At 47.3% G+C, this 23,721-nt stretch carries 20 protein-coding genes and 1 riboswitch; of the genes, 15 read left to right on the forward strand and 5 right to left on the reverse strand.

Features of this window, described 5'->3' with window-relative positions; genetic code table 11:
- Positions 1-80: 80 nt before the first annotated feature.
- Positions 81-187: riboswitch (SAM riboswitch) on the reverse strand.
- A 279-nt stretch (positions 188-466) separates the two neighbouring features.
- The 8 genes from NIT04_RS01400 to NIT04_RS01430 all read left to right on the forward strand — a co-directional run bounded on the left by NIT04_RS01400 (position 467) and on the right by NIT04_RS01430 (position 7,449).
- Positions 467-1,030: a 1-acyl-sn-glycerol-3-phosphate acyltransferase gene (locus NIT04_RS01400; protein WP_252501826.1), complete on the forward strand. Its 564-nt coding sequence runs from the start codon at positions 467-469 to the stop codon at positions 1,028-1,030.
- Positions 1,031-1,155: 125 nt separating this feature from the next.
- Positions 1,156-1,275, forward strand: a complete 120-nt coding sequence (locus tag NIT04_RS19100) for an RAxF-45 family protein (protein ID WP_305880096.1) — start codon at positions 1,156-1,158, stop codon at positions 1,273-1,275.
- A 119-nt stretch (positions 1,276-1,394) separates the two neighbouring features.
- Entirely contained in the window at positions 1,395-3,254 is a 1,860-nt protein-coding gene (abc-f, locus tag NIT04_RS01405) for a ribosomal protection-like ABC-F family protein (protein ID WP_252501827.1), read from the forward strand.
- A 208-nt stretch (positions 3,255-3,462) separates the two neighbouring features.
- On the forward strand, positions 3,463-3,828 hold the full coding sequence (locus NIT04_RS01410) for a DUF2089 domain-containing protein (protein WP_252501828.1): 366 nt from the start codon (positions 3,463-3,465) through the stop codon (positions 3,826-3,828).
- Between the two features lie 12 nt (positions 3,829-3,840).
- Positions 3,841-4,227, forward strand: a complete 387-nt coding sequence (locus NIT04_RS01415; protein WP_252501829.1) for a hypothetical protein — start codon at positions 3,841-3,843, stop codon at positions 4,225-4,227.
- Between the two features lie 15 nt (positions 4,228-4,242).
- Complete coding sequence (locus tag NIT04_RS01420; protein ID WP_371922482.1) at positions 4,243-4,509, forward strand: hypothetical protein; 267 nt, start codon at positions 4,243-4,245, stop codon at positions 4,507-4,509.
- A gap of 96 nt (positions 4,510-4,605) precedes the next feature.
- The gene (locus NIT04_RS01425) at positions 4,606-5,178 is read left to right on the forward strand and encodes a TetR/AcrR family transcriptional regulator (protein ID WP_252501831.1); all 573 of its coding nucleotides are present in this window, start codon (positions 4,606-4,608) and stop codon (positions 5,176-5,178) included.
- Positions 5,179-5,247: 69 nt separating this feature from the next.
- Positions 5,248-7,449, forward strand: a complete 2,202-nt coding sequence (locus NIT04_RS01430) for a YhgE/Pip domain-containing protein (protein ID WP_252501832.1) — start codon at positions 5,248-5,250, stop codon at positions 7,447-7,449.
- 172 nt (positions 7,450-7,621) lie between these two features.
- Here the strand turns inward: NIT04_RS01430 and NIT04_RS01435 are convergent, their stop codons facing one another.
- On the reverse strand, positions 7,622-8,503 hold the full coding sequence (locus NIT04_RS01435; protein ID WP_252501833.1) for an SDR family oxidoreductase: 882 nt from the start codon (positions 8,501-8,503) through the stop codon (positions 7,622-7,624).
- Positions 8,504-8,628: 125 nt separating this feature from the next.
- Between NIT04_RS01435 and NIT04_RS01440 the strand changes: the two genes are divergently transcribed.
- The 3 genes from NIT04_RS01440 (at position 8,629) to NIT04_RS01450 (ending at position 11,358) form a co-directional block, all read left to right on the forward strand.
- Entirely contained in the window at positions 8,629-9,405 is a 777-nt protein-coding gene (locus NIT04_RS01440) for a hypothetical protein (protein WP_252501834.1), read from the forward strand.
- 86 nt (positions 9,406-9,491) lie between these two features.
- Positions 9,492-10,709: a glycosyltransferase gene (locus NIT04_RS01445; protein WP_252503160.1), complete on the forward strand. Its 1,218-nt coding sequence runs from the start codon at positions 9,492-9,494 to the stop codon at positions 10,707-10,709.
- A 46-nt stretch (positions 10,710-10,755) separates the two neighbouring features.
- The gene (locus tag NIT04_RS01450) at positions 10,756-11,358 is read left to right on the forward strand and encodes a pyroglutamyl-peptidase I (RefSeq protein WP_252501835.1); all 603 of its coding nucleotides are present in this window, start codon (positions 10,756-10,758) and stop codon (positions 11,356-11,358) included.
- 221 nt (positions 11,359-11,579) lie between these two features.
- Here the strand turns inward: NIT04_RS01450 and NIT04_RS01455 are convergent, their stop codons facing one another.
- On the reverse strand, positions 11,580-12,893 hold the full coding sequence (locus NIT04_RS01455) for a short-chain fatty acid transporter (protein WP_252501836.1): 1,314 nt from the start codon (positions 12,891-12,893) through the stop codon (positions 11,580-11,582).
- 141 nt (positions 12,894-13,034) lie between these two features.
- Here NIT04_RS01455 and NIT04_RS01460 point away from each other — a divergent pair, with 141 nt between their 5' ends.
- Positions 13,035-15,191 carry a beta-propeller domain-containing protein gene (locus NIT04_RS01460; protein WP_252501837.1) on the forward strand — a complete coding sequence of 719 codons (2,157 nt, stop codon included), beginning with the start codon at positions 13,035-13,037 and terminating at the stop codon, positions 15,189-15,191.
- 163 nt (positions 15,192-15,354) lie between these two features.
- Here the strand turns inward: NIT04_RS01460 and NIT04_RS01465 are convergent, their stop codons facing one another.
- Entirely contained in the window at positions 15,355-17,004 is a 1,650-nt protein-coding gene (locus NIT04_RS01465; protein ID WP_252501838.1) for an EAL domain-containing protein, read from the reverse strand.
- Positions 17,005-17,136: 132 nt separating this feature from the next.
- Between NIT04_RS01465 and NIT04_RS01470 the strand changes: the two genes are divergently transcribed.
- The 3 genes from NIT04_RS01470 to NIT04_RS01480 all read left to right on the forward strand — a co-directional run bounded on the left by NIT04_RS01470 (position 17,137) and on the right by NIT04_RS01480 (position 21,846).
- The gene (locus tag NIT04_RS01470; protein WP_252501839.1) at positions 17,137-18,060 is read left to right on the forward strand and encodes a DMT family transporter; all 924 of its coding nucleotides are present in this window, start codon (positions 17,137-17,139) and stop codon (positions 18,058-18,060) included.
- A gap of 233 nt (positions 18,061-18,293) precedes the next feature.
- On the forward strand, positions 18,294-20,036 hold the full coding sequence (locus tag NIT04_RS01475; protein ID WP_252501840.1) for an ABC transporter ATP-binding protein: 1,743 nt from the start codon (positions 18,294-18,296) through the stop codon (positions 20,034-20,036).
- Positions 20,017-21,846: an ABC transporter ATP-binding protein gene (locus tag NIT04_RS01480; RefSeq protein ID WP_252501841.1), complete on the forward strand. Its 1,830-nt coding sequence runs from the start codon at positions 20,017-20,019 to the stop codon at positions 21,844-21,846. The genes NIT04_RS01475 and NIT04_RS01480 overlap by 20 nt, the downstream gene beginning before the upstream one ends.
- A 53-nt stretch (positions 21,847-21,899) precedes the next feature.
- On the opposite strand, the gene NIT04_RS01485 is transcribed toward NIT04_RS01480, so the two are convergent.
- Positions 21,900-22,370 carry a YusW family protein gene (locus NIT04_RS01485; protein WP_252501842.1) on the reverse strand — a complete coding sequence of 157 codons (471 nt, stop codon included), beginning with the start codon at positions 22,368-22,370 and terminating at the stop codon, positions 21,900-21,902.
- 357 nt (positions 22,371-22,727) lie between these two features.
- Complete coding sequence (locus NIT04_RS01490; protein WP_371922513.1) at positions 22,728-23,690, reverse strand: DUF2804 domain-containing protein; 963 nt, start codon at positions 23,688-23,690, stop codon at positions 22,728-22,730.
- Positions 23,691-23,721: the final 31 nt, after the last annotated feature.

Consider the following 23,721-nt stretch of genomic DNA (forward strand, 5'->3'; position numbering starts at 1 on the left):
TCTTTTCCCGTATCTATTGGAAGATACGAAAAAAGAAGGCGTTTCTACTAAAATTGTAGAATATGAAAAAAGCTTCGCTCTTCTTATCTTCCAAACAGATAACTGTTTGCAGGAATTGGCACGTAGTTTTCAAAAAACCGTTGCCGAGATGTCATAGGGCCTGTCCCTCAATCTCTCTTGATAAGAAATTTTGTATGAAATTTGAATTGCATATAACTCTACCATGGCTGAAAATAAAGTCAACTAATTTTGTTAATATTGCTGAAGGTCAAATATATAAATGAGTCTGACTATTTTTACTTGGAGGGAGATGAAGTACCGTTCTGCATAGCACAGTGATGGTTTCTGTTCAGTTAAATTTGTTGCATTTAAAAATGACAAGCACCTGCCTGGTTAGTTGTAAAAGAGTGTGGATGGTCTATAATTAGTAGCAAGTGTAATATATTGGTAATAACGGGAGGGTGACATGTATAAATTAACAGCTACATTGGCGAAGATCATCTTTTTCTTCATCGCCAAAATCGAATTGAGGAATACATACAAACTGCCTGAGAACGGGGGATATGTCATTACGTGTGCGCACAGAGGTTGGTTGGAAATTATTGCACTTGGCATTTCATTGCCTCGCCCAATTCACTTTATGGCGAAGAAGGAGCTCTTCAGAAGGAAAATAATTGCCTCTTTCTTAACGAGCATTAAAGCTTTTCCTATTGACCGTGAAAATCCATCACCGAGCAGTATTAAAACACCTGTAAAACTACTGAAGTCTGGTGAGATTGTTGGGATTTTCCCGAGCGGAACAAGGGCAGCGGAAAATGCGCCGGTAAAGCGAGGGGCTGTCACTATTGCAAGTCTGGCGAAGGTGCCGATTGTTCCAATCACATATGAAGGGCCAGCAAATCTGAAAGATATTTGGAAATACCGAAAAGCGACGATTACGATTGGCGATCCATTCATTATCGAGAAAACAGGTAAAGAAGAGATTAGCGCCTATGTGGAGAAGTTAGAGCGGGCAATCCATTTAACATGAAAGGTCCTCCGGGGATATGTTGTATCTGTCTGAAAAAAGTGAACCGTGAAAAGAAAAACGTAATTGCGATAAGTAAGCAATCGTGCTAAACTATTCTTACTATTATCGGACGGAGGTGAGGAATGATGTTGGACACTGTGTATGCACGTGAAAGTCTATTGGAATATTTAGCCACTTCGTGTGCGATTACTCATGAAATTGCGCTCAACGGGATACGTATGCCCTTTTTTAGACAATTTCAGTAATCACACAGCTGTTTAGCACATCATTCCTTGCGTTATTTTTTTAGAGGAAGGCTGCTTAAACGCAGTCTTTTTTTGTGCGCTTCTAGCTGTGAAAACAGAATGAGAGGAAGCGGAAAATTATGATCTGTACAATACAACAAGTAAGCAAAATGTTAGGTGGCAACACCATCTTTGAAAATCTTTCATTGGAAATCAAAACAGGCGATCGTGTAGGCGTCGTCGGACGGAACGGGAGCGGGAAAACGACGTTATTCAAACTCATAGCGGCCGTCGAACAACCGGATGTTGGACGAATTCATTATAAAAAAGGAACCAAAATAGGTTATTTATCGCAAATCCCTTCATTCGAACAGCCGCTGACCGGTTATGATGTACTCCAAAGTGCGTTTACAGAATTGAAGGACATCCAACAGCAGCTGTCTGAAATGGAATTGGAATTATCGAATCCGGATACAGCGGACATGGATCGCCTGCTTCTTCGATACGGACAAATGCAGGATGAATTCGTCAGGCGCGATGGGTACGCGATGGATGCTGAAATCGAAAAAATCATTAACGGTCTTCAATTACGGACGTTTGTCGAGCAGGAATTCAGCCAGATGAGCGGCGGGGAACAGACTAAAATCATGTTAGGCAAACTCCTCCTCACTCAACCCGAGTTACTTTTGTTAGATGAACCGACGAACCATTTGGATTTATTCGCGGTCGAATGGCTGGAGGACTATTTGACGGAATATGCAGGGACGGTCGTCATCATTTCACATGACCGCTATTTTCTCGATAACGTCGTGAAAAAGATAGCGGATCTTGAAGATGGGGAGTTGCATCTGTATACCGGCAATTACAGCTCATTCGTCCAAGAAAAAGAAGAGCGTCTTCTACGTGAATTCCAGGACTATGAAGAACAGCAGAAAAAGATCAAGAAGATGAATGAAGCGATCAAGCGGCTTCGGATTTGGGCGAATGAAGCGAATCCGCCGAATGCGGGACTTCATCGGCAAGCGAGGAATATGGAGCGGGCGCTGGAACGGATGGAGAAGCTTCGTAAGCCGTTGATCGATCCGAGAAAAATGGCATTGTCCTTTGAGGCGGCGCCGAGAAGCGGCAAGGAAGTCGTAAACATGCAAAAAGCCGTGAAATCATTCGGTGCAAACGAATTGTTGCAGGGAGCGAATCTGCAAGTGTACTGGAAGGACCGGACGGCGATTGTCGGCAGGAATGGAAGTGGAAAATCGACTGTCCTGAAGATGCTTCTTGGCGAGCTTGCCCCTGATGCAGGAGTATGCAAATTGGGAAGTAATGTGAAGGTAGGCTTCCTCTCACAGCATTTTGCTATTGAGGATCCGAAAGCACGCCTGCTTGACGTATTCCGGAAAGAGGTCGGCGTGGATGAAGGCGAAGCGTGGCATATTCTCGCGAAGTTTATGTTTTACGGACCGGATGTGTTCAAGCGGATCGGCGATTTGAGTGGTGGGGAACGTACACGGCTACGGCTCGCGCAACTGATGTATCAGGACGTGAACTTCCTCGTATTGGACGAACCGACGAATCATTTGGACATTGAATCACGGGAAGTGCTGGAAGACGCATTGGAGGATTTTTCGGGTACGCTTCTCGCCGTTTCGCATGACCGGTACTTCTTGAATAAATTATTTACCCGCACAGCATGGCTGGAAGACGGTGAAATGATGATGTTCGAAGGCCCTTTCGACTGGGCGAGGCAGAAATGGAACGAAATGCAACAATCGCAAGCTACAGAGCCTTCAAAGAAAATGATTGTCGACAAGAAGCCTAAGCTGAATAAGGAAACAAATGTGGAAGTAGAAATCGCTGCGCTGGAACTTCAAATTGAGCAATTGGAAAAGAAGTTATTGAGCGAAACAGACTGGAACGACTACGAATCAATTGAAGGGAAGATCAAACCACTGCAGAAAAAACTGAATGCCCACTATGAGCAATGGTTGATTGAAAATGAATGAATAATAAATTCTCTACTAGACAAAAGGTAAAGGGGTATGAAAATCCCCTTGCCTTTTTTATTTTTCGTTCACTAATTAAAAATAATAATGAAATTCAACTCAGAAATTAAGATTATTAATAAACGTATTGAAATAATTAATATTACGCTTGCTATTTCCAAATGATTGGGATATGATGGATTCAAATGAAAGGGGAATTCAGATTATTATGGCATATCCCGTTATTAGTCATTGCCCTGTCTGCAGTGAAACGCTGAAAGTTACGAAGCTACATTGCACCCGATGCCATACATCCATCGAGAATGAGTTTGAATTGTCCAAGTTGGCTGCGTTGTCAGGGGAACAGCTCCATTTTGTCGAAGTGTTTTTGGCGTGCAGGGGAAATATTAAAGAAGTTGAAAAGGAACTCGGAATTTCGTATCCGACTGTTCGAGGCAAACTGAATGAGGTTGTCAGTTCACTCGGGTATGAAATGAAAAAGAAGAGTGAGGTGGATGAGAAGAAAGTAGTCGCCATGTTGGAAAAAGGGGAAATCACGACGGAAGAAGCAATCCGACTGTTAAAAGATGAATAGGGGGAATTCAATATGAAAACGGAAATTGAAAAAGTGTTGACGATGGTGCAAGAGGGGAAAGTTGACGCCGAAAAGGCTTCTGAGCTGATCGGAGTATTAAAAGACAGGGAATCCGCTAGTGGACCATCATCCAAACCGACTGCATATACGGATAAGACATTGAAAATCCGTGTCGTTTCGGCGGATAACGATAACGTTTCTGTCAATTTGCCGATCAAGCTCATCAAAGTTCTATTGAAGGCGGGCCATAACATCGCAGGGAACATTCCTCAATCCGAGAAATACGTGAAAGATATTGATATTGATGTGCTCATCGAGGCGATTGATAATGAATTGGACGGACAACTCATTGACGTCAAGTCGGCAGACGGCGATACAGTTTCCGTTTTTATCGAATAAATGATGCGCGTCAAAGTGAAGACAGGCAAGGTGCGGTTATTTGTCCCGATTCCTTATGTGTTCCTGACGATCATCATACTGATCCTGTCTTCTGACCGACTTCAAAAACTTATTAACAAGTGGATTGTGGAGCAGTCGGAAGATAAGGAAAAAGTGTTTGCCATTCCGCCAATCGATAAAAAGGAATTGAGAGCCATTGTAACGGAGTTGAAAAATCATAAGGGATTGGGTTTAGTAAACGTCAAGGCGAACGACGGCACAGAAGTTATCGTGAAACTATGATAACTTCTTTTTTTGTTGCAATCCGCTGGGGATAGGAGTACTATAATGACTAGATGACCAGAGTGGTATTTTGGTCAGTAAAGCGGGGGTGGGGAAATGGATCGCAGGCAAGAAATACTGGAGGCAGCTGCCAAATCGTTTTCGCTATTCGGTTATAAAGCGACAACGATGGACCAAGTCGCCAAAATAGCGAATGTCGGCAAAGGAACGATCTATACGTTTTTCGCGAATAAAGAAGAGCTGTTTAACGCAATCGTCCTGCAAATGGTCGAAGAGATGCGGGTGGCATCCGATGCGGTGACAGTCGAAGGCGCTTCTTTCGAACAAAATGCGCATGCGCGGCTCATGCAAATGTTGAAATTCCGGGAGACGCATCAATTGTACGCCAAAATGATCGACGAAGGAAAAGAATTGCGCACACCTGCAGTCATTGAAGTGCTCGCCGAAATCGAAAATGAAATCGTCTTTTATATAAAAGCGAAAATTGAACGGGCAGTCAATAAAGGTGAACTGAAGCCGTGCGACAGTGAGCTTGTTTCATACCTATTGTTCAAGTCATATGTGGCGCTTGTCGTCGATTGGGGGAAAACTCATAAGGGCGAAGAGCTTTCCGAAGAACGGATTGCGGAATTATTACGCAGCACCATTTTTACAAGTCTCTTAGTTTGAGACTCTTTTTTTATTCACGATTGACCGAATGAGAGTTTCGGTCAGTTAGTACAAATGGAGGAATGACGAATGAAGAAATCAATGATATTCGCGGAATGGAAGCAGCTTCTCCGTACGAGGAAATTGCTTGTGCCGATGATTGCCATCCTTTTTATTCCTGTGTTATATGCGGGCATGTTCCTATGGGCGTTTTGGGATCCATACGCCAATATGAACGCACTGCCTGTGGCTATCGTCAATTTGGATGAAGGAGCCGAAATGAATGGCGAACAGCTTGCTCTAGGTGACGAATTGGTCAACAAGCTGATGGAAGGCAACAATTTCAATATCCAGGAGGTTTCCAAGGCGGACGCGGAGGCAGGCTTGAATAATCAGGACTACTATATCGCGATTGAAATACCGAAGAACTTTTCGGAGCACGCTACGACTTTGCTCGACGAGAACCCTGAAAAGTTGACGATTGTATACAAGCCGAATGAGGGCTTCAACTTCTTGTCTGCTCAAATCGGAGAGACGGCGATGGAGCGGATCCGTGCGGAAGTGAATGACAAGGTCGCTTCCACGTATGCGGAGCATTTGTTTGATTCCATCAGCCAGATGGGGGAAGGATTCGGCGAAGCTGCGGATGGCGCAGGCGAATTGCATAATGGTGCAAGGGAGCTTGCAAAAGGCGCAGATGAGTTGAAAGGCTATTTAGAAACATTGGCGTCTAGCACAGTGACATTGAAAGATGGTTCGGACCGTTTAGCGAAGGGGACTGCGGATGCTGCGAAAGGCGCTGCTGATTTGAATAAAGGAATCGGCGCTCTTTCTACAGGGGTTGCGGATCTCCATAGAGGAGCGGTTCAATCATCTGAAGGCGCTGTGAATTTGAAAGACGGCATTGGCGACTATACGGCTGGTGTTCAGCAGTTAAGGGATAGCTATGCTCAAATTGCACAGAAGGAAGTCGAGTTCGGAAAAGCGGTTGGGACCATGAACGAAAAATCGGCTGCGTTGAACGGGGCTGCCCAAAAGCTTGCGGAAGGCTCGAAAAATGTGAATGCGGGCATCAACGACCTATCCGAAAAATTGGCCCCGATTTTAGCTTCATTGCCGGAGGAACAGCAAGCCGGATTACAAGCGGCGTTAAGCCAATTGCAGCAGGGAAGTGCGGAGCTTTCAGGCGGCATGGCTGAACTTTCAGCAGGAACGGGTGCGCTTAGTGACGGTGCTGCCCAATTGGACGGCTCCGCTAGTCAATTGCGTGACGGACATGCACAAGCATTTACGGGTATTGATCAATTGAACGGATCTTCCGCTAAGTTGATGGAAGGGGCTTCTGCTCTTGCGCAAGGCAATGGAGATTTGTCTTCCGGGCTTGCACAGCTTTCGGAAGGTGTTGCGAAAGCGCAAAAAGGTTCATCTGACCTTGCATCCGGATTGAATGAGTTGAATGCCGGCACAGGTACGTTGAAAGAAGGAACCGGCACGCTCGCTTCGAAATCGAAGGAGCTTGCGGACGGCTCGGCGAAATTGACAGACGGTATGAAGGCGTTGGATGAAGGAACACTTACGTTGCAGGAAAAACTTGCGGAAGCGAATGCGACTGCGAGTGAAGTGCATCCGAATGAGAAAACGTATGAAATGGCTGTATCTCCTGTCGATGTTGAAAAAGAGGGGATTAATGAAGTGCCAAACTACGGTACCGGATTTGCGCCATACTTCCTATCGCTCGGTTTGTTTGTCGGGGCTTTGTTACTGTCGATCGTCTTCCCACTCGTTGAACCGGCGATCAAGCCGACCGGCGCTTTTGGATGGATGGCGAGCAAGGTGTCGGTCCTTGCTATTGTCGGACTCGTCCAAGCCCTAGTTGCGGTCAGCATTATCAAGTGGGGCCTCGGGATGGAGACGCTTAACTTGCCGTTGTTCATTTTGACGGCGATTATTACAAGCTACACATTCATCGCGATTGTTCAAATGCTGGTGTCGTTATTTGGTGACCCGGGCCGCTTCATGGCAATCATCATTTTGATTTTGCAATTAACGACGAGTGCAGGAACGTTTCCATTGGAATTAATTCCTGAACCTCTTCAAGTGTTCAATACGTTGCTGCCGATGACGTATTCCGTCCAAGCTTTCAAGGCGGCGATCTCCACTGGGGACATGGCGCATCTATGGGCAAGCAACGGTGTGTTGATCGGCTTCATGGTCGCATGCCTCGCAATTACGTTTGGCTATTTTGCATTGATTTTCAAGAAACGGTATTCACGGGATATTGTAGAGGCATAAGAAAAAGCGATTTGCAGATGATGTTCTGCAAATCGCTTTTTTATTTTGAGTGAAGTTGCTGGCGCGCTCAAAGAGCCGTGTTCCGCGCCCAAAAAGCGGCATTTTGCGCCCAAAGAGTCGCATTCCGCGCCCAAAGCCGCCACTCCCTAGTCCAAGCTAACTATAGAATCAATCAAGACCCGACAAAATCGCCGCCATCGACATGAATCGTCTGCCCCGTCATATAGCTTGAGTCGTTAGAAGCGAGGAAGACATATGCTGGCGCATTTTCAGATGGCTGCCCTCGGCGTTTCACCGGTGTATCCGAGCCGTGCTGCGCCACTTTTTGTGCATCGAACGTCGCCGGAATCAATGGCGTCCAGATCGGACCCGGAGCCACTGCGTTGACCCGGATTCCTTTTGCTGCCAAGTTCAAGGCGAGTGAGCGTGTGAATGAAGTGATGGCGCCTTTTGTGGCCGAATAGTCAAGCAATCCCGGCGATCCGTTGTACGCCGTGACGGAAGATGTGTTAATAATACTGTCGCCTTCCTTCATATGGGCGAGCGCCGCTTTCGACAAATAAAACAGGCCGAAGAAATTCGTGTCGAACGTTTCGCGCAGCTGATCGCTTGAAATTTGGGCGATGTCGTCCTTCGGGAATTGCTTTCCGGCGTTGTTCACGAGGATATTCAGGCTGCCGAATTCTTCGATGACGTCGTCGACAAGCTTTTCGCAATTTTCCTCTTCACTAATGTCGACGCGGAACTTTTTCGCTTTACCGCCGTATTGCTCGATAAGTTCAACCGTTTTATTCGCATCGACATCCTCGGCCTCGTCCAAGTAGGCGATTGCCACATTGGCGCCCTCCTTCGCAAACGCGACCGCAACGGCCCGGCCGATTCCACTGTCCCCGCCGGTGATCAAGGCGTTTTTCCCTTTCAATTTGCCAGAGCCTTTATAGTTTTCATCGTCATAGAGGGGAAGCGGGTCCATCTCCGCTTCAATTCCTGGCTGCTGATTTTGTGTCTGAGGTGTCACTTGCTCATCCTTTTTCTCATATTTATCTTCAGTCATTCAGTATTCCTCCTTAAAAAGTCGTCTATTTGGGATATTCCCTGTATGGGTTCTAATAAACTTGAAGGGAACGCTTGGTTTTTCACTTTAAGAAATAGGGAATTACAAGATTGGGAGGTGTGTTTATGGAGAAATCTGCGGTTTGGAGTCAACTGAAAATGCCAGTCGCTTCAATAATTTGGCTGTTATCAATGGTCGTCATCATATTATGTACATACAATACTGTGCCGCTTGCGGTTTATTCTGTTTTTGGGTTGGTTGCCATCCTGTTTTTCATCGGTTCCGATCGATTGGCCTTTTTCTTTTATGTCGTCCTGACGGTAGGGACGGTTTTTCTGTTTCTCGTATTCGCATTCCGCGATAGCTGGACTCCTGCAGATCAAGCGATGGCAATTGGCGTTCATTTTCTGATCCTCTGCCATTTATTCGCCCTATACAGTTTAGCGAAGTACGTCTATCAGTTCCGAAGTGAAAACTATTTTCTGAGACAACGGATATTGCGGTTGGAAGGATTTCTGTCGGAAGAGGGTGTGCTCTCACAAGTGGAATTTGAAAAACGGGCAAGTTTCATTTTGTCGACGATGGCGAGACGGAAGGAAGCAGGATATTTCCTTCGGGTAGATCTTTCAGAACTGCCGCGTTCAACGAAGCGGACAGCGCTGGCATCAGTTGGAAGTCTACTGCATATGTCTGTTCGGCAGCATTTTGACATTGTGGGAAAATCGGGAGAGTCTCTAGTCGTGTTGCTGCAAAATACGGATTCCACTGGCCTGGAGACAGTGAAAAGCAGAATTGATAATAGACTACGGGAAGCTTTTGAGGAGCGGGCGATCGAAAAGATGAGAATGACGACGGAGCGGATCGAAGGCCAGACGGCGGTGCGTGAGGGGGTGTTGTCGTGAGGAATCGTGCGGCTCTATTGCTACTGTTCTTCATTCTGTTCATCGTTTTACTAATCGTAGGGGCCGCTTATAATATCCTTTTCCTGCTGCTTTTTACGACTTCTTTATTCCTTTTGCTCTTGTCCTATTACACATTATTAATGATTGCCGGCCTTTACAATCGAATGAAAATGGAGAAAATGCCGTTGCCCGAGCTTGAAAACTATCCGGGTGTCGATATTCTCATTCCTGCCCATAACGAAGGTGTTGTCATTAAAGAGACGATTGAAGCAATGGTTGGTCTTGAGTACCGAGGCGATTTGCAAATATACATATTGAACGACCACTCAACGGATGAAACGGCTGAAATCGCTCAAGTTTTTGATGACACGTATACGAATGTGCACCATATACAAGTGCCGCCGGGCGAGCCCCGAGGCAAATCGAGGGTGTTGAACTATGGGTTAAGTATATCGGGGAATAAATATTATTGCGTGTATGATGCGGACAATCAGCCTGAACCTGACGCGCTCACCAAATTGGTGGCGATGGCGGAAGTAACGAAGCAATCGGCGGGAGCGGTCGGTTATGTAAGAACGTTGAATGAATCTACAAATTGGCTGACACGGATGATTTCCATCGAGTTTCAAGTGTTTCAATTGCTCATGCAATCAGGGAGGTGGCAATTATTCAAAACGGGTTCTTTGACAGGGACGAATATGCTCGTCAAACGGTCCGTCATCGAAGAACTCGGCGGTTACGATCCATACGCGATTGCCGAGGATGCGGAATTGACATTGCGCATCACTCAAAAGGGATATTTATTACCGATCGTCTCGAAATCTGTCACATGGGAACAAGAGCCGGAAACGCTCTCCGTTTACTTGAAGCAACGGACACGGTGGCTACAGGGTAATCTGTACATTGTCGAAAAGACGTTGATGGAGCCGGGGTTTTTTAAGGGGAAGCTGCTCGTCCACTCCATTCATCAGCTTATGGTGTATGTCGTTTTTTGGCTGTTTCTTATCGTTTCCTACGTGTGGTTCGTTCTAGGGGTTTTTGATATTTTTTCTGTTCACTACAGTTATCCGTTGCTGTTCATTTGGTATCTTTCTTATATCGTTTATACGTCCCAGCTGTTTGCTGCCCAAGCTGCAGAGCGGACGTTCACGCCTATCAATATTTTCATTAGCATCATCATGTACTTTACGTACGCTCAACTATTTGCGTATTTGTTCGTTCGGAGTCTGGCCCGTTACGTGAAAGCGAAGAAAAAACGGCAAATGATCGGTTGGGACAAAACCGCACGATTCAAATCAAAATGATTTCCTTTATATTCCGTTATAATATGGAATGAAGGGGGAGAATAGTATGAAAACATTGCTGTTAACCGGCTTTGAGCCATTCTTGAATTATCCTGTCAATCCGACCCAACGGATTGTCGTTGAATTGAACGGGATGGAAATCGGGGGATACCGGGTCCATAGTGAAGTGCTGCCGGTTGACTTCAGTGTATCGGGTGACCGAATCATGTCTCACATCGAAGCGGTTAAACCGGATGCTGTCCTATCACTAGGTTTGTCCGGTGGTAGATTTAAGATCACACCCGAGCGGATTGCCATCAATGTGAACGACGGCGCAAAAGATAATAAGGGCCATGCCCCTGTCGATGAGCCGATTGTTGATAAAGGAGCTGACGGCTATTTCACGAATATGCCGATCCGGAAAATGGTCGAAGCGTTGAAGCACGTCGGATTGCCCGCTGAAATCTCCAATACGGCTGGCGCATATTTGTGCAACCACGTCATGTACCGCATCCTTCATTTCGTGAAGGAACATCGTCCTGACATGCTCGCGGGCTTCATCCACATCCCGGCTTCCCACGAACTGGCAGTTGAGCACGGCCGAGTGCCGAGCTGGTCTCATGAAGATTTGAAACGGGCGATCGTGACGTGTATTGAACAGTTGGATTGAATGGATAATGCCGGGAGAGGCTAATCTCCCGGCATTTTTAATGAGAACTTTTCGTTGGAGAACGAGAACTTATTTAACATAAACGAGAACTTTTAGTAGAAGAACGGGAACATCACAATGCGTTCACTTAACAAGGGCATAATTCGTTATTAAACAACGATATAATCAAAATGAAAAATCCGGAGCTGCCTCTCAGGCACACTCCGGAAATTTTTGTTTGATTAAAAGAAAAACAGCCCGATACTTACGATAATACCGCTCAAAATCAAGACAAACACACAATAGCCCATAATGTCCTTTGCGCGCAATCCTGCAATCGCAAGTGCAGGCAAAGCCCAGAACGGTTGGATCATATTCGTCCATGCATCGCCCCATGCGATTGCCATTGCGGTCTTCGAATAGCTGACGCCAAGCGTTTGAGCCGCATCCAGCATGATCGGTGCCTGCACCGCCCATTGTCCGCCGCCCGACGGTACGAAGAAGTTAACGAGACCTGCAGCATAGAATGTGAATAGTGGGAATGTCGCTTCTGTTGAAATGCTGACAAACCATTCGGACATGACGCCCGCTAGTCCTGAAGCTACCATCATGCCCATGATGCCTGCGTAAAACGGGAACTGGATGATAATCCCGCCCGCCGTCTTCACGGCATTGGCAACTGCCGCAAGGAAACGCTTAGGCGTGCCATGGAAAATGATACCGAGAATAAAGAAAATCAAGTTGACGATATTTAGATTCAAATCGAATCCTTTGCCGACGAAGTGCTGCACAAGATAGACAACACCTAGCGCACCGATCAGCATCGACAGGACAACGCTGTTTTCAAGTCGTGCTGCAGGCGTTTTTTCTTCAGCTTCATCCACTTCGATTTCCTCTTCCAGCAACTTCGGATCGACAGAAACCGTATCCTCCGGCTTTGGCATCATGAAACGGTTCAACAACGGTAACGTTATGAAAAGGATAGCGATAATGAATAAATTATACGTTGAAAAAATCGTTTCGGACGTCGGGACGACACCCATGATGCCAGAGAATGGGTGATCCGCTGTTGCAATGGACAAAGGAATCGACCCACCGAGCCCTCCATGCCAAATGATAAATCCGGAGTAAGCGCTTGCAATTAATAGCCGGTAATCGACAGTCGTCACTTTTTTGGCAATTTCCTTGGCGAACAACGCTCCGATGACGAGGCCGAATCCCCAGTTGATCCAACAAGCGATGAGCGACACGACCGTGACGAGCAAAATCGCGGAGCCTGGAGACTTCGCCAATCCCGCCAACGAACTTAATAATTTCTTGAAAAAAGGACTGCTTGCCAATACATGTCCTGCTACGAGCACGATGACCATCTGCATCGTAAAGGAGAGAAGCCCCCAGAAACCATCCCCCCAGTGGACGACCATGTCGAGCGGACCGGAATCCGTTAAGCCAAGACCGAGCAAGTAGACGAGCAAAGTCAGAATGGCAACGAATATGTATGGATCCGGCAAGTACCTTTCCATGATCGTGTTCGACCATCTTGTAAGTGTTTTCATTCCCTATACCCCCTATAATATTTTTCCCACCTCTATAAGACTACCATATTCGAAATCATCCGCAAAAATGTTTTTTCCGAAAAGTGAAACGTAATTGCTTTCAACAAGTCTACTTTGTAAAGAAGCAGATAAGGAAAGGTGATGAAATTGAGAAAGCCGGTTATTTGGTTTGGCATAGCTATGATCATGGTCATGGTCGTTACGGGTGTCGTAATGTTCATGGAGAAGGTGAATGTTTTCGCGACGGGTACGGCACTCAGTGACAACGGGTGGAAGGCGCATTTCTCTGAGCCTTTGGCGAAGGAAGCCATTACGAATGGGTATGTATATGTGACCGATCGTGACGGGGAGAAGGTCGGGGCGGAATTGGTATTGACGGATAAAGGCCGAACATTGCAAGTGGAAGGGCTGCAGCCGGGCAACTATACGTTGCGAATGGAGCAAAAAGCGGTGAATAGCCAATTCAAATCGCTCAAGAAGAAAAAAGTCGATTTCATCGTCTATGATTCCATCGAATCGATCAGCTCTGCTGCAGATTTGAAATTGTATTTTGAGAGAGCGAAAGATATGCAGTCTGTATCGGTGAGCGAAGACATGGCAGGATCTTCGGAAAAGGCTACCATGGAAAGTGCTAAAGCCGAATCATCGGATGCAGTAGGCGGAGGCGACCATTCGTCGACGAATATCCAAGTGGAAGGGGTCGATGAGTCGGATATGGTAAAAACGGATGGCGATTATGTATACTCCGTATTCGGAGGGACATCCGTGAAAGTCATCGATATCCGGAATCCGAAAAAGATGAAAGTCGCTGCAGAAATTAAACCGAATGACGACTATTATCCGACACAGCTCTTTTTACATGACGACTTGCTGATCGTTCTCGGGGATAAAATGGTGCGCTATCCGAAGAGGTCGGCTTCCCAGGCGGAAATCATGCCGATGAATAGTTTGACGACTATCCGTTTATACAATATTGAGAAGCCTGAAAAACCAGTGTTAATTCGCGAAATCGGCGTGGAAGGCTATTTGAAAAGCGCACGGAAGACGGATGGGATGCTTTATCTCGTGACGAATGTGCATCCATACCTTTGGGCGATGGAAGAAATTGAAGGTGACGCATTGCGTCCTCGTATTTTTGATTCGAATGAAAAAGAAAAGGAATTCATGGACTTCAAGGATATCTCGATTTTGCCAGGCGCAATTGATCCTTCCTATTCCGTCATCGCGGCAATCGACTTGACGTCGCCGAAAACTTCACAGCTCGAAACGAAAGGGTTTCTCGGAAGCAGCGATCAGATGTACATGACGAAGGACCATTTATATTTGACAGCATTGAAATATGAAACGAGCACGAATTCCCGTGGAGCCGAAATCATGATTTGGAATCCTGGAAGAGCGGATACGGAAATCTTCAAGTTCAAGCTGGACGGCACGAATGTGGAGTTTCACCGCTCGGCGGAGTTGGGCGGCACGATTTTGAACCAATTTTCAATGGATGAATACAAAGGGAATTTCCGGGTCGTCATGACGGAAGGGAATATGTGGGACGAGAGAAACCCTTCGAAAAACCATCTTTACATTTTGAATGAAAACATGGAGTTGACCGGTTCAGTGAAAGGCCTTGCGAAAGGGGAGCGCATCTATTCGGCGCGGTTCATGGGGGATAAAGCGTATATGGTGACGTTCCGGGAGACCGACCCGCTTTTCGTCATCGATGTTGCAGATCCGGTGAATCCGACAGTGTTGGGCGAATTGAAAATACCGGGCTTCTCGAATTATTTGCACCCATTGGATGAAAATCATTTAATCGGTTTCGGATATGAAACGTCCGCGCAGAAAAATCCGTCGGGTGGCGAGCCGTTGATTCTGACAAAAGGGATGAAAATCTCACTCTTCGATGTAACCGATTTCCATAATCCGGAAGAAAAGTTTACGGAAATCATTGGAGGGCGGGGAACGTATTCACCTCTTCAATATGACCATAAAGCGCTGTTACAGCATAAAAAGAAAAACCTCTTCGGCTTCCCGGTGAGCATTTATGAAGAAGGGGAGAAGGAGTTCGAGGTCGACTTTACAGGTGCCGGAGCGTTAGTATATGAAATCACACCTGACCGTGGCATCGTGCTGAAGGGCGATTTGGTGCAAAAGAAAGCATCAGGCCAGCAATACGAAGAGTGGGAAACACAGGTTCAACGATTGGTGTACAGTGGCGAAAGCTTGTTTACATTATCCATGGACGAAGTCAAAAGCTATTCGCTCGATTCCTTTAAGGAAATCAGCACGTTGAAGATGAAATGATAGGGGAGCAGAGGGCGTGCATAGGCGTCCTCTGCTTTTATGCGTTTGTAGCGGGCTTTATGCGTAATTGTAGTGATTTATGCGCGTTTCAACCGGTTTATGCGTTTTTAGCGCACTATTCATTTCCACAAAAAAACGGAGCGCGCTTTAGCGGCTCCGTTTCTTATGAAATCTCATTCCCTTTTACTGGACCTCCGATATAATAGCCTTGTACGGCATCGACGCCCATTTCCTTCAACGCTTCGAACTGCTCCTCGGTTTCTACGCCTTCTGCAATGACATACAGCCCCATCGATTTGCCGAGAAGGATCATTCCCTCGACGAGCTGCCTTGTTTTCGGCATCGTGAGCAGCGAATTAATGAATACTTTATCGATTTTCACTTTTGAAATCGGCAATTGCTGGATGTAACGGAAGGAGGCGTACCCCGTGCCGAAATCATCGAGCGTGAAGCGGATGCCTGCCTCTTCAAACGCTTTCATTTGTTGGACGATTGCGTGCTCCTGCTCAGCTTGGAAAGCAAACTTTTCAGTAATTTCCAATTCGAGTTTGTCCGCTGGGCACTTCGTCCTTTCCAAAATGCCTGTCAGTTTTTCTTTCATTTGTGATGAGTCGCCGAACTCCCGCACTGATGAATTGACGGAAATGCGGATATCTGGCTTATCGGCCATCAGCTTCACGGCAAGGGTAGCGGCTTCTTCAATAACGTAGGCCCCGATCGCATGGATCAAGCCGTTTTCTTCCGCAATTGGAATCAGTTCATCCGGCTGGATATGACCGATTTCCTCGTCCTCCCAACGGACAAGCGCTTCGTACACGAGAACCTTCCCTGTTGCAATATCCAATTGTGGCTGATAGACTACCTGCAAATTGTGATGGTCGAGCGCTGTCAGCATTTTCTTGTCAATGAGGGAACGGCGGTTCAACACTTTATGGGACTCGGCGGATAATGAGGAAATTCGTCCTCCGCCTGTCTCGGTAATCGTCTTCGTCGCTGCCAATGCCGCTTTATATAAATGAGAATAGGAGGATTGATCTTCCGGGAAGCGCACGATGCCGCCACTTACAGATAACGGCAGTGAGTGGTTTTCAACGTAGATCGGCTGCTCTTTCAAAAATTCAAGGAATCCTTGGACGAACCAATCCCCGAAGGACGTCAACACGACAAATTGGCTTACGCCGACCCTTGCGATCGGATCCCCTTGGAAAAACCGTTTCAACCGATTCGTGAATTCATGGATCAAAACCGATTCCGAATCATACGACTGAAGATCTTTCAGTGTATAATAGTGATCGATTGCTATGTAGACGAACGAAAAATGCCTATTCTCTTCGATATATTCATTGACCAACGTCTCTAATTTGTGCCGGCTCATCAGTCCGGTCTCGAAATCGATGAAGGCGATTTGTTGGAGCTTCTCCTTCAGCTTGATTTCTTCAGTAATATCGAGCTCTAAAAATGTGCAGGAATCGAGTGAGCCTTCTTCGTTCAGTACCGGGGTCGCCAACATTTGAACGTAGTAGGATTCACCGTGACGCGTCAGTTTTTCGACTTTGCCGAACCAGGGCTTTCCGTTCGACAAACGGTTCCATATTGCATGGGCTTGCGCCTGGTTATGTTCATTCTCGGAAAACATTTGCCAAAAAGATTTTCCGAGAATACGTTTTGGTGTCCAATTGCTTGAAGCTAAGAAGTTGTGATTCGTATAAGTGATCAAGCCTTCACCATCCGTACGGGTCACCATTAAGAACTCTATTAGACTGTCCATGACAAGCGGCAGTTCAGTTCTATTTGTTTGGTTTGCCGATTTCATCTTTTAGTCCCCTTTCGGATGTCATATGTATTTTATTATATAGGAAGTTCAGTAAATATACAGTACATCTTTTTTGACGGAAAGAGCACATCTACGATTTTACTAGACAACAATGAAAGGTGGGTGAGTGATGTGAAAAGAGCAAAAGGAATTTTCATGATCATAACGGGAGCGATGTTATGGGGGGCGACCGGGCCGATGATGGAGTGGATTTTTGATACGGGCAAAATGTCCGTCTCCTTCATGCTCATCATTCGGTTGCTCCTTGCCGGGCTGGCGCTCCTTCTCATTTTGAAATTGAAAGGCGTGCACATCACACGCCCGCTTCGCCATAAAGTATGGCTACGTCAAATGTGCATCTTCGGTATCATCGGAATGCTCGGTGTCCAATTTACGTTCGCGGGCTCCATCCATACGAGCAACGCGGTTATTGCGACGCTGTTTCAGTTCCTGGCGCCGATTTATATTATCCTCTTCGTCTCGATCAGGCAAAAAGCACGTCCACCTGCAGCCCAAGTAATTGGAATGGTCGTCACGATGGCGGGCCTATTCCTCCTTCTGACGAACGGGACACTCTCCGGCTTCGCATTGACAAAGGAGGCGCTTTTCTTCGGTTTGGCGGTAGGATTTACATTCGCATTTTACACGTTGTATCCTGTACAACTTATGAATGAATGGGGAGTCCTCCTCTCTGTCGGATGGGGGATGCTCATCGGGGGTTTCACACTCCTCGTCTTGAACATCCTGAACTTCGGCAAAGAACTCCATGCGCTCGGAGACATGAACTTATCTCTCATGCTCTTGCTCGTCATCGTCGTTGGAACGGCTGCATTCCTCCTTTTCCTCGGCAGCATGAAATATATTTCGCCGGTTGAAACGAGCATCCTCTCAAGCTTCGAACCGCTGACGGCGATGATCATTTCGGTCCTCTGGTTCGGCAGCATCTTAGGCTTATGGCAAATGGTCGGAGGGGTAATCATGCTCCTCGGCGTCACGGGCCTTTCAGTGGCGGGAAGCAAGAAGAAAGAAGAAGAGGGAATTACTCCGGAACCTTGAAGAGGGTTCCGGTTTTTTGAATAAATAATGAGGGCATCTAATTGAATGAGAACTTTATTTGAAAGAACGAGAACTCCGAATGTCGTGTTAATAAATATCGTAGTCATAAGACTCTTGATGTCTGAACATCCGAACTAATCAATATACGCCCTATACAGAAATGCCTACCTGTGTCATAATAGTGACAATAAAAATAATTCGTAATGCGAAAGAGTTTTTGGGGGTCCGGTAAGATGAAGACTGTTTTTTCATATGCAAAGCCGTACAAATGGCCGATACTCATAGCCTTGTTCCTCATGCTGACGGAGCTGATGGTAGAGTTGATCCAGCCTTTATTGATAGCAAAAATCATCGACGACGGCATATTGGCGAAAGATGTCGGCGTCGTTTGGACATGGGGGAGCGTCATGATGGGTCTGGCGTTCGTCGCATTCTTTTCCGGGGCGATCAATTCCTACTTCGCTGCCCATGCCGCGCAAGGCTTTGCGTTTGATTTGCGCCAGGCTTTATTCCGCCAAGTGCAGTCATTCTCCATGGCCACCTTTTTACGATTCCCAACAGCAGGATTGATCACGCGGTTGACGAGCGATGTGACGATGGCGCAAAACGTCCTGTTCATGTCGCTGCGGATCATGATGCGTGCGCCATTACTCGTGATCGGAAGCTTGATCATGGCATTTCTCGTCAATGTGAAGCTAGCGCTATACCTCGTTGTTGGAGCGCCGGTCCTGCTTATATTTCTCTTCATTATGGCGAGAAAAGGGGTCGGCTACTTTTCAACGGTACAACGCAGGCTCGACCGGGTGAACCGCGTCATCCAGGAAAACTTGCAGGCGGTCCGGCTCATCAAAGCGTATTTACGCGGCATGTACGAAGCGAGCAGATTTTCAAAAGTTGCCGGGGCGCTCCGCAAAGATACCGTTAAAGCGATGCGGATGATGGAGCTCATTTTGCCCGTACTCCTGTTCATTATGAACGTCAGCTTGATGGCGGTCCTTTGGTTCGGTGCCATCGAGATTGGCAACGGTGACGCGCAAGTCGGGGAGCTTGTTGCGATTGTCAACTATGCGATGCGGATGACGGGTGCGTTTTCAATGTTTGCATTTATCATTAGTGCATTCTCCAGGGCGAAGGCATCCTCCGAACGGATGGAGGAAGTGCTGCTGGCGGATGAGGATTTGGAAAACCACGACATGGAAAGTTCGGGTATTGGGGATTTGGAAGGGGACCTCCGTTTCGAAAACGTCTCTTTCCGTTATCCAGGAAAGCCGGAACCGATTTTGGACAAAGTGTCCTTCCATGTGACACCAGGGGAGAAGCTCGCCATCATGGGAGCAACCGGTTCGGGGAAATCGACGCTCCTCAATCTCATTCCACGCATGTTCGAACCGACGGAAGGGAAGATTTACGTCGGCGGAATCGAAGTGAAGGAGTGGGCGTTGAAAGAGTTGCGCGATACCATCGGACTCGTCCCGCAGCAATCGATCCTGTTCACGGGATCCATATTGGAAAACCTCTCATGGGGGGATAGCGATGCGGAACCTGATGAGTTGATTGAAGCGGCGATGAAGGCGCAAATCCATGAATCGATCGATTTATTCCCGCAGAAGTATGGAACGCGTGTCGGACAGAAAGGGGTCAACCTGTCCGGCGGGCAAAAACAACGGCTATCGATCGCGCGGGCGCTCGTCCGGAAGCCTTCGATCCTCATACTCGACGACAGTACGAGCGCATTGGATGTCAAAACGGAAAATGCATTATGGGATGCGCTGAAAGAGGAAGCGGCAACGATGCTCGTCGTCACGCAAAAAGTGCAGACGGCGAAAGGGGCGGACCAGATCCTCCTATTGGATGAAGGAAAGGTCGTCGGATATGGCACGCATGCCGATCTCATGAAGCAATCGGCATTGTACCGGAAAATAGCCGAATCCCAATCGGAAGAGGAGGTGGCTGCCGATGTTGCGAACAATTCGTAAGCCGTTCGGATATGAACCGATCATCAAGAAAGAGGATATTAAAGGTCCTGGAAAAAAGAAAGTGGAGCGGGCGAATGATTGGAAATCGGTGCTCCTTAGAATTTGGAAGCTTGTCGATGAACAGCGGGGGCTGCTTATCCTCGTGCTTGCTCTCGTACTCGTCAGCTCGGCTCTTGCATTGCTCGGCCCATTCCTAATCGGAAAAATCATTGATACGCATATCATTCCGATGGAGTTCGATGGGTTAGGAATGAAGATCGGTACGCTGATCGCCATTTACGCGGGACTGTCGCTTGCCCTATATTTCCAAAGCTTCTGGATGGTCGGGATTGCACAGCAGACGATCTTCAGGTTGAGGACAAGTCTGTTTTCCCATCTTCAGAAGCTGCCTGTCACGTTTTTCGACAAGAGGCAGCACGGCGAATTAATGAGCCGTGTGACGAATGACATCGAAAACGTCAGCCAGACGCTCAATTCGTCTTTCATCCAAGTGTTCTCGAGCATTTTGACATTGTCAGGGACGCTCGCGGTCATGCTGTACCTCAGCCCCATTTTGACATTGCTGACGATGTTCATCGTCCCGGTCATGTTCATCGCGATTCGGTGGATTACCCGCCGGACGGGATTGCTGTTCAAGGAGCAGCAGCAGGCGGTCGGTCAATTGAATGGGATGATTGAGGAGACGATTTCGGGACAGCGCATCATCAAAGCGTTCTCACAGGAAGAACGCGTCATGGAGGAATTCGCGGAGAAGAGCGATCGACTGCGACGGACGGGATTCTGGGCGTTGACGTATTCGGGATTCATTCCAAAAGTGATGAATATGCTGAACAACGCGGCGTTCGCCATCGTTGCGGGCATCGGTGGATTGCTAGCCCTTAAAGGGGACGGGATCGTCACGATTGGTACGATCGTCATCTTTTCTGAGTACGCGCGCCAATTCACGAGGCCGCTCAATGATCTGTCCAACCAATTTAATACCGTCCTTTCGGCAATCGCGGGAGCGGAACGGGTATTTAAAATTATGAATGAACCGATCGAGCAGGACGATGCGGTCAGGCATGCGGACACCGTTTTAGCGGGGGACGTCGAGTTCAGGAATGTGTCATTCGGCTATTCGGTCGACACGGACGGCTATACGGTCGAAGATATTTCATTCCACGTCAAGCCTGGCGAGACAGCGGCATTCGTTGGAGCGACAGGAGCAGGAAAGACGACGATCATGCAGCTCCTAGCCCGCTTCTACGAGGCGAATGAAGGGCAGATCCTCATCGACGGAATATCGATCAAGGAACTGCCGCGTCAAACATTGCGCAGCCAAATGGCATTCGTTCTACAAGATCCGTTTTTATTCGAAGCGACCGTCATGGAAAACATCCGGTACGGCAAGCTCGACGCCACCGACGAAGAAGTGATCGAGGCTGCGAAAAAGGCGAATGCCCACAGTTTCATCTCAAGGCTTGAGAACGGATACGATACCATCCTGACAGCGGACGGCGGCGAAATTTCCCAAGGACAGAAGCAATTGCTTTCCATCGCGAGGGCGCTCGTCGCGGATCCTGTATTGCTATTGCTCGACGAGGCGACAAGCAGCATCGACACCGTCACGGAGCTTGAAATCCAGGAGGCGCTTGACCGTCTGATGGAAGGGAGGACGAGCTTTGTCATCGCCCACAGACTGAATACGGTGCGGAAAGCTGACACCGTCTATGTCATGGGGCAAGGGAAACTCATCGAATCCGGCAGCCAAGAGGAATTGATCGAACAACAAGGGGTTTATTATACGATGTTGAAGGATTCGAAAATATAAGCACAAAAAACAGGCGGGGGAAGTTTTCCTCGCCTGTCTTATTCGCTGAATCATCAATTTCGATCTTCAATATCCATTTTCGTGCCATCATCAAAATCGATTTCCAAATCGAATTTCGTGTACGTATCCAGTCCAAACCATTCCATAATATTGTCCATGACATCTTTTTCATCCATGCTCTTTTTCGTCGTGAATTTTACGAAAAACGGATCCAGTTTATTGAAAGCTTCCTGATCCCTCAAATTCAAGCCCGCCAACTTATTCACATACTTGGCCTCATGATTTTTTGCTACTTCATACTCCACGTCAATGACATCTTTCCCATCAACCTCTATCTCCAAATCGAACTTATTGAAACCGTACCCGTCTCCTGTATTCAACGTGCCGCCTTCCTTGTCATCTTCATAGATAATCGTCGCATCTTCCCGCCTAGGATCATCTGCATTCTTGCTCGCATTTCCGCACGCGCCCAAAACAAGCACGGCAACTAAAAAGAGCATGACGGCCTTCACATTGTTCCTCATGATCGCAAACCTCCTGTTGTTGTCTTCTCCTCATTAATTTCCTTCTATTTGAGAAATTAAACGCATACGTCCCCAGAGCTTTTTGGGGGAATCGCGTCAGAGAGTGGGGAAGGAATGGAAACTGTCCGCATTCAATTTTGGGGGGCGGAATTTAACTAAGTCGGTGGTAAACTCACCCAAGTCGGTGGTAAAGCGCTGAGAGTCGGTGATAAAACGCTGAGAGTCGGTGATAAACTCTTCCGAGTCGGTGATAAAGTAACGAGAGTCGGTGATAACAGCCGTCAAGTCGGTGATAAACAATTTTAAAGCACAATAAAAAACAACCAGCATTTTTGCCGGTTGTTTCCTGACCTATACCTACCATTTCGCTCGGTGATCTTCTGCACAACCGAGCATTTGCCTGATTCTAAGGGTCGAACCGTCGTGCAGCTTGACACGGCCGTTGAAATAGCCGACGAGTTGGTTGACGTTCGTTTGGACAAGCTGCGCATTCGTCTTGGCAGTCCGTTCAAAGAAAGGGGAGAACGTCAAGTCAACATGGTCGGAGAACTTTGTCCCGATATGCCAAGGATGCATGAAATTGTCCTTGTCGTACGTGAAAATGACATCTTCATGAACCTTCGTCATGACGCCGTCTACGAACACCGCATTTTCGGTCATGCCCGTGCCGTCCGTCCATTTCCCGCCGAAGTTCAAACCAATGCGCCGTCCGCCTAAACGCTGGGATGCCAGCGCCCAATTCCACTCCGCTTCGCGTGGCCAAACACCGCGTGCAAAATTCAAAACGGAAAAGCTATAATCAGGATTGAAATTATACCGTTTCTCCCCGATTTTCACGAAGCCCGCTGTCGGCAACGTATGGTGCTTAGCCGTGAATTGGAACCGGTCACGGTTGCGGGGGATGACGACGTTCAACGAATCGTCTCCGTCCGGATGCGTAATATGTAGGTCGGCATGAAGCACTTCATTATCAAAGTCGGGTATTGTCACAGATAGATGGGTTTCTCCTTGCATATGCACAAGCTGGACGGAAATCTGCTCATTGACGAATTTCACGCTCTCGAGCACGTCCTCCGGCATCTTCACCTTCCGCCCGATCGGCAGCACAACTTGCTTCTCATAGAAGCGCTGCGTCTCATAATCAAGCAAATAGACCGAACAGACAGCCGCATAATCCAAATGGCTGATCGTCGCGGAAAATAGAAGGTCCTCGCCGAAAACACACCAATAATTCCATTTCTTCTTCCGCATGAAATGGCCTTTTAAATTGCTTATAATGAAAGGACGGCGGGCAAATCCAATCGCTTCGGGATTTAACATCCCTTTCGGATCGCACAGAAACACCGCATCC

The organism is Sporosarcina sp. Marseille-Q4943 (assembly GCF_943736995.1).
In the GTDB taxonomy this organism is placed as follows: domain Bacteria; phylum Bacillota; class Bacilli; order Bacillales_A; family Planococcaceae; genus Sporosarcina.